The sequence below is a fragment of the Phormidium pseudopriestleyi FRX01 genome (genome assembly GCF_017313335.1).
GTDB lineage: Bacteria > Cyanobacteriota > Cyanobacteriia > Cyanobacteriales > Laspinemataceae > Laspinema > Laspinema pseudopriestleyi.
Genome location: NZ_JAFLQW010000128.1, coordinates 1 through 6,573 on the forward strand (window position 1 = coordinate 1; position 6,573 = coordinate 6,573).

The 6,573-nt window shown below is 46.1% G+C and carries 10 protein-coding genes; 2 read left to right on the top strand and 8 right to left on the bottom strand.

Features of this window, described 5'->3' with window-relative positions; genetic code table 11:
- Positions 1-711: MBL fold metallo-hydrolase RNA specificity domain-containing protein (locus tag J0895_RS04880; RefSeq protein ID WP_277989783.1), on the top strand; the 711-nt coding region annotated here is incomplete at its 5' end.
- A gap of 75 nt (positions 712-786) precedes the next feature.
- Here the strand turns inward: J0895_RS04880 and J0895_RS04885 are convergent.
- A complete protein-coding gene (locus tag J0895_RS04885) occupies positions 787-1,500 on the bottom strand; it encodes a hypothetical protein (RefSeq protein WP_207086998.1) in 714 nt (237 codons plus the stop codon).
- A gap of 299 nt (positions 1,501-1,799) precedes the next feature.
- Between J0895_RS04885 and J0895_RS04890 the strand changes: the two genes are divergently transcribed.
- A complete protein-coding gene (locus J0895_RS04890; RefSeq protein ID WP_207086999.1) occupies positions 1,800-2,495 on the top strand; it encodes a DUF1131 family protein in 696 nt (231 codons plus the stop codon).
- 244 nt (positions 2,496-2,739) lie between these two features.
- Here J0895_RS04890 and J0895_RS04895 read toward each other — a convergent pair whose 3' ends face one another.
- The 7 genes from J0895_RS04895 to J0895_RS04925 form a co-directional block, all read right to left on the bottom strand.
- On the bottom strand, positions 2,740-3,024 hold the full coding sequence (locus J0895_RS04895; RefSeq protein ID WP_207087000.1) for a hypothetical protein: 285 nt from the start codon (positions 3,022-3,024) through the stop codon (positions 2,740-2,742).
- Positions 3,025-3,091: 67 nt separating this feature from the next.
- Positions 3,092-3,325: a type II toxin-antitoxin system HicB family antitoxin gene (locus J0895_RS04900; protein ID WP_242541060.1), complete on the bottom strand. Its 234-nt coding sequence runs from the start codon at positions 3,323-3,325 to the stop codon at positions 3,092-3,094.
- Between the two features lie 58 nt (positions 3,326-3,383).
- Entirely contained in the window at positions 3,384-3,722 is a 339-nt protein-coding gene (locus tag J0895_RS04905) for a type II toxin-antitoxin system HicB family antitoxin (RefSeq protein ID WP_207087001.1), read from the bottom strand.
- A gap of 169 nt (positions 3,723-3,891) precedes the next feature.
- On the bottom strand, positions 3,892-4,089 hold the full coding sequence (locus J0895_RS04910; protein WP_242541061.1) for a hexulose-6-phosphate synthase: 198 nt from the start codon (positions 4,087-4,089) through the stop codon (positions 3,892-3,894).
- A gap of 381 nt (positions 4,090-4,470) precedes the next feature.
- Complete coding sequence (locus J0895_RS04915; protein WP_207087002.1) at positions 4,471-4,851, bottom strand: hypothetical protein; 381 nt, start codon at positions 4,849-4,851, stop codon at positions 4,471-4,473.
- A gap of 15 nt (positions 4,852-4,866) precedes the next feature.
- Positions 4,867-5,445 (bottom strand): hypothetical protein, encoded by a 579-nt coding sequence (locus J0895_RS04920; protein WP_207087003.1) that lies wholly within the window; start codon positions 5,443-5,445, stop codon positions 4,867-4,869.
- 95 nt (positions 5,446-5,540) lie between these two features.
- The coding region (locus J0895_RS04925) for a cobaltochelatase subunit CobN (protein WP_207087004.1) at positions 5,541-6,573 on the bottom strand (1,033 nt) is incomplete at its 5' end.

Here is a 6,573-nt window from a genome sequence, read left to right on the forward strand (position 1 = left end):
AATGTGATATACGGACGGAATCAAGGGATTCACGTTTCGGGTCACGGTTGCCAAGAAGAACATAAGTTAATGATTGCATTGACTCGGCCTAAGTTCTTCCTCCCCGTTCACGGCGAACATCGAATGCTGGTGCAACACTCAAAAATCGCACAAAGCATGGGTGTTCCCGCCGAAAATATGGTGATTATCAATAATGGGGATGTGGTCGGATTGACGACGGATAGTCTCGGCATTATTGATCAAGTCCCGTCCGGGATTGAACTGGTGGATGCTTCCCGTTCTGGGGTGGTGAAGGATGAGGTGCTCAAAGAACGTCAACAGTTGGCGGCGGATGGAGTCGTTACCATTGCAGCGGCGATCGGTTGGGATGGCAAATTGGCCGCTGACACTGCGACTCACTTGCGCGGGGTGGTTTCATCCATTGAGCCTAATCTGCTGAAAAAGTGGATCGGTCAAATCATCGAAGGAGTTTTGAGCGATCGCTGGTCTGAGTTCTCTCGCACCCTGGAAGATGGTACTCCCGAAGTTGACTGGATGGGACTGCAAAACCATATTGAGCGAGATATCCAGCGGATGTTACGCCGGGAACTGCAAAGTAATCCGTTGCTGGTGTTCTTGATGCAAAATCCCCAAGAACCGCCCACGGCAGAAGCGCAACCTGCTACAACTGGACGCCGACGCACGCGATCGACTGCTACGGTTGCGTCTTAGTCTAAGAAACAGTCCCCAGGCTCAAGCCTGGGGCTATACGAACGAAGCCCGCCTGCGCGGGCTAATTTTTTGGAGTTATAAACTGGAATCAATCACTTGCATATTCGGAACATTCAGCAAATCCTCACCGCCTTGATGAACCCGTAATGTGGTTGGTGCACCACCATCTTCGACAATGGGGGTAGATAGGATATAAAAATAATCTTCCTGTTGCCAGCCTGTATGACAGAATCCATCGCGACAAGTTATTTTGCCTGCTGTTAAGGCAAGACAGTCATTTTGGTCATTACAGCCATAGTAAGTGAGGTTTCCCGTGTTATTGCGACCATCCCAGGTTTCACCCTGACCCACGGTGACTGTCCATGTGCCATTACTGAGAACTTGCCAGTTTTCACCCAGCATGACGACATCAGAAATCACCGTTTGCCGATTATTTGCACCACAGAGTCCGGTGTTGTTACAATGTTCCGGTGGCATGACAGCATCATCATAGATAAACCGGAGGGTCTGGTTGGTCAGGGATGGACTGCGATCGCACAGATCGGCACTCGCCCCCACCTCCGAGGTTTTCCCGTCGCGACTGGTCACCGTAACGTAACACAAAATATCGCGCGATCGGGCGGAATCAAACACCCCAATCGTCGGAAAATTCTGAGGGATGGTGTCCGTCGTTTCCGGAGTTGTCTGACTGATTCCCGTGTTTCCCGCCTCGTCCGGAACGCCAGTACAGGACCCCAAACATAACATTAAACCCACTAAACCCATCGTTAACCTACGTTGTTGTCTCATTCGGGAATTCCCTCTCATTTCAACCCTTGTATTCAAAACTCTGGCATCTCAATCCAGAAACCGAGTTTTTTCCCAAAATCTCTATCGGCTTTGCAACAAATTTGGGTAAGAAACTGGTGTCTGATGCCATTGATCTCATTCTGTACCGATGCCCTAGTTCCGTTTTATCCGACGTTTCGTCAATTGGCAAGAACTGACACAGGGTCCAGCCCGGTTTAATTGCCTGATCTGGCACTTCTATCCCAGAACAGGCTATAATCAAGCCGATATCTTCGTTTGTGCGATAGAAAAAATTTGCCATGAATGATTCATCGTCCCCAGTTGCTCAATCTCTTTTAGCATTCATCCGTCGTAGCGTTCCAGGGTACGGGATCCGGGGAGGGTTCGGAGTTGCCGCACTGTTGATGACCCTGACTCTGGGCTATAATTCTGACTCCCAAACCTTTGCGGCGGATCATGTTTCTGTACCGAATACACAGGCGATCGCAACTTATCACAGTCCCCCGCTATTGGATACGGGATGGGGTGAAGTGGGGGTGAATACTCCTTTTAACCGCGATCGCATCCAGGCCCTGTTTCCCAACTATCGGGTTGAATCCAGCCAAATTTCTCAGGAAGGGATGTCTGAACCTGTTATCGAAGTCTACGACGACAGTATCCTAGTCGCTCGAATTTACCCCACAGACCCCAATAATCCCAACCTCGGCATAGTGAGGATCACCATCTACGATGAATCCATAGCAGGACCCGGGGGAGCAACCGTTGGGACATCTTACAACCAAACCCCCGGTTCCAGTCGATTTGACTGCGGACCTGGAGAGGGACCCACAACAAATTACGTTCTTTGTCATTCTCCAGAGGGCGATCGGATTCAATATATTTATGGTCCAATCAATCGGGAAAGTCGTCGTCCCCTGATGGAGCTTCCCCCAGAAAATGTCCTCGGTAACGCCCGTCTCGATCGCCTCGTTTGGTTGAATTGGCAGGGAAGATAAATCAATAGTCTGTTAAACCAAATTTAGTAAAATTATTTGCCTTGCCAATCGTTGCACTTGCGATATAAAATTCATCGGGCAGGGTCATTTTTTTTGCCAATCCTTGTAAACATCGTTCATATAGCGAACCTAAATCATTCTGACAATGGGTCCAAACCTAAGAGTCTTGTAGTGCGGTAAGCGAAGCCATGCCGCAGGCTTTGCATCTTGCTCGCTATCTTTATAGCAAATTCATTTAGACTGGCTATACCTCTCGAATTTTCATCGATTCTACTTCTCCCGTTTCAGAATTGATTTTGAAAATTTTATAATTTCTATTAATTTTTGCAGAAGGAATTAACGCATATTTAGGTTCAGGAGTAGCTAAATCATATCCAAATGTAATAAACCAGTATTTTTTATCTTCTGAAATTACAACTTCTTCCAACCTTAAATCCTGGATATCCAATGGGCCATTTTGACTCATCAAATCTTGCACGGAATTAAAATAATTTTGGGCAGCCAGGACTGCTTTTCGCACGTCAAGCATGGTGCACTCTCAGGGTTAATGTTTTCAAGCGGACAGTTTGAGAAGGGACAGATGGAAGCATCTGTCCCTAGAGGTTGCTGGATTTTAAGCCAACATCAAACCTCCTTTCAGTCGGGTCGGGAATTGGACGCACTAACTCTTGCGCCGTCTCCATCCACTCCTGCATAACGACCTCTACATGGGTCAACGCTTCCTGATAGGTTGCACCATCAGCAGCACAACCCGGTAATTCCGGTACTTCTGCAATAAATGCCTCGTCCTCCTGACTCCAATACATGATAATTTCATACCGTAGCATCATCTTCACCTCCTAGCTGGTAAATATCGCTCTCCTATTGTTGGACTGGCGATCGCTCTCTCTACACTTCAATTGATTCCTCCGCAGCTTTTGCTAAAACTTTATCCATCCAAGCATTGATGCTTTCTCCTGCTTGGTTAGCCGCAATAAATATTTTTCTGTGAGTTTCTGGGGTCGTGCGATAGTGAATTGTACCCTTAAAAGGTTGATCAGGAGATTCTCCTAACTGTTGGCAAAAATCTAAATAAAAATCCACTGATTTTTGAAATTCTTGGCAAGCTTCTTCAACTGTTTTTCCCTTAAATGTCACCACATCATTAATTTTCAAAACTCGACCAAATAAAATCCCAGCCTCTACATCAACCTCAACAGAACCTATGTAACCCTTGTAACTCATCATAGCCAATTGCCCTTCCTTGGTAGAATTTTTCTAATTCAACTAGATAATGTTTAAAATTTATCTCTAGGGGTGTTAGCCAATCTCCCCCTACTATCTGCCTAAGTTATCATGGCTCAATCCCTGCCTTTACCAAAAATTATCTAACTGATTTCACTGCACCTTTGTCCGTTTATTTTTGCGGATGCGGTTCGTGGAACACTGCTTTAACATCATTTAATTTAACCCCTAGGCGCGAGCCTTGACCTTCGATAATCGTAGCCTCAAGCGCTCTAAATAGACTTTCAATATCTTGCCAGTTAATGTTGGCCGGAATCGGATCGGTAAAAATCGTTTCTAAAGTTTTCTGCTGCTTATTATTAAGGTTCATCTATATTTAGGGGTGGACAACTGGGGTGTAACTTAAGCCAGTTTGGAGAAGCTGCAACAGACGCCCAGAGGAAGTCCAGGTACTTGCCTCAAAGCAGATACCTATCCGCCAAAAACCAATTATTGTCGAAGATTCCAGCCCTTGATTAACAGCCATCTCCTACTCCTGTTACTGACATCCTCAATCTCTATGATATCTTAATATTATATCGGTGGCGGTTAAGAGTTGCTCTAAAAGAGTAGGGGCACAGCAATGCTGTACCCCTAGAATTTCAGATGACGATCGCGGATTGACCTCTGCTTTGGTCGTGAATCACTACACAATAGACAAAGGCCGATCGCCGGGGGTCATTAAGATGCGATCGCCCCCAAATCCCTGTCCTTAAATCGGTTTAACCAAATCTCCAACTTCCGGATGCTCAAACGGCAGGGCTTCACCTTCAATTATATCTTCTGTGAGTCCCAATACACTTTTGATTCGTCTAGGATACTTTTTTTTATCCGATTCAACCGTACAAATTTTTTCTTGTACATGAATCACTTGTCCGGTTCCTTTCACCCGTTCTAGATATCCAAGGGACTCGCCACTCTCCGGGTCTTTTATCTCTTGGTCGCCCCTCCGATAAATTAGCATCCTTTGCCCAACTTTTACATCATGGAGCGAGCCTCTATTGATGACAAGTTGTGCAGGATTAATGACTTGAGCAACCCTAGCCGGAAATATCCGATTTTTGAGATTTAACGCTTCTGGGTTTTTTTCCATTTTTGCTCCTGGTTATTATTCTAAATTAAACAAATAATCGAGCATCATCTTTCTAGTAATATTGGACTTGACGATTGTCTGGCCAATAATCTTTAAATCGTTGTTTCCTAATTTCTCTAAAATCTCCTGATACCCCAATAGGGGAATATCCAATAAAGCCTGAACTTTACCATTATCTTGTACGGTGAGTACCACTCCCATTCCGATTAACCTTTCAAAGCCCTCATCATCGGTGTAGTAAAAAGAAATACAAGTATCATTAGAAAAAAGAGCGGAATTTCCGAGCAAGCATCTGAGTTGAAAAGGGGCTTGTGAACTTGGTTCTTTGCTAACATATAAGATTTTAGGAATCACTGACTTCTGAAGTTGGCTCAATTCTTGAGCAGTCTTAAAACTTTGATAACTCGCTTTAATCAGGGTAACGACCAACAACAACATAAACAAGGCGATCGCAATCACTAAATCAAGCGGAATCTGGGTTTTAACGGGTAAGCGAGAAAGTATAATCGTGATAAGAATCCCTATAAATCCAATCAGAACCCCCTGAATTTCTAAAAAACTCGACCAGATTAACTCCCCAAAATTCTTCTTCATATTTTAGCAGTTTAGTTCGGGCCAGCCCATTGGGACCCCTTGAGATTCCCAGGATGCGAGGCAGGCAGCTGGCCTGCCCCACAATCACTCAAACTCTACTCTATCCCTTCAATTCGGTCCTCCACTTCTTGATACAACTCGCGCAGGCGGTTTAAATTCTCCTCGCTGGTTTCCCAGTACCCGCGACCATTGGCTTCTAGCAAGGTGGTCACCATCTTGCGGAACGAGTTGGGATTCAGGTTGAGGAGGCGTTTCTGCATCTCCTCATCCTTCATAAAGGTCTCGTTCGCTTCCTCGTACACCCAGTTATCCACGGCACCGGCTGTCGCACTCCATCCCATCGTATTCACGAGGCGTTTCGAGAGTTCTCGCACTCCTTCGTATCCGTGAGATAACATTCCCTCGTACCACTTGGGATTGAGCATTTTAGTGCGCGTATCTAAGCGGACGGTTTCCGATAGGGTTCGCACTTGGGCGTTGGCGGTGGTAGTATCCGCGATGTATGCGGCGGGTTTTTTGCCGTCCCCGCGCAAGGTACTGATGACTTTGGTGGGGTCGGAGTCGAAGTAGTGAGAAACGTCGGTGAGACTGATTTCCGAAGAATCTAAGTTCTGGAAGGTGACATCAGCGGTTTTCAAGGAGGACTCGAAAATCTGACGGTCCTGTTCCATTGTTCCCGGATTATCCGAGGAGAAGGCAAAGGATTTACGGGTGAGATACATTTCCTGTAACTCAGACTCGCTTTCCCATGTGCTATTCTCTACGGCTAGGTTGACGTTAGAGGCGTAGGAACCGGATGCGTTAGAAAAGACGCGGGTGGCGGCTTGCCGGAGGTTGATTCCCATCTCTTCGGCTTGTTTCATCGCGTGTTTACGGATGAAGTTCATTTCTAACGGTTCGTCGGCTTCAGCAGCCATTTTCACGGCTTTGTCTAACAGGTTCATTTGGTTGATGAACAAGTCGCGGAAGACGCCGGAACAGTTGATGACAACATCGATGCGGGGACGTCCTAATTCTTCTAAACTCAGGAGTTCCAGTTTGTTGACTCGTCCTAACGCATCGGGAACGGGTTTGACTCCCACCATCCACATGATTTGGGCGAGGGATTCCCCGTAGGTTTTGATGTTA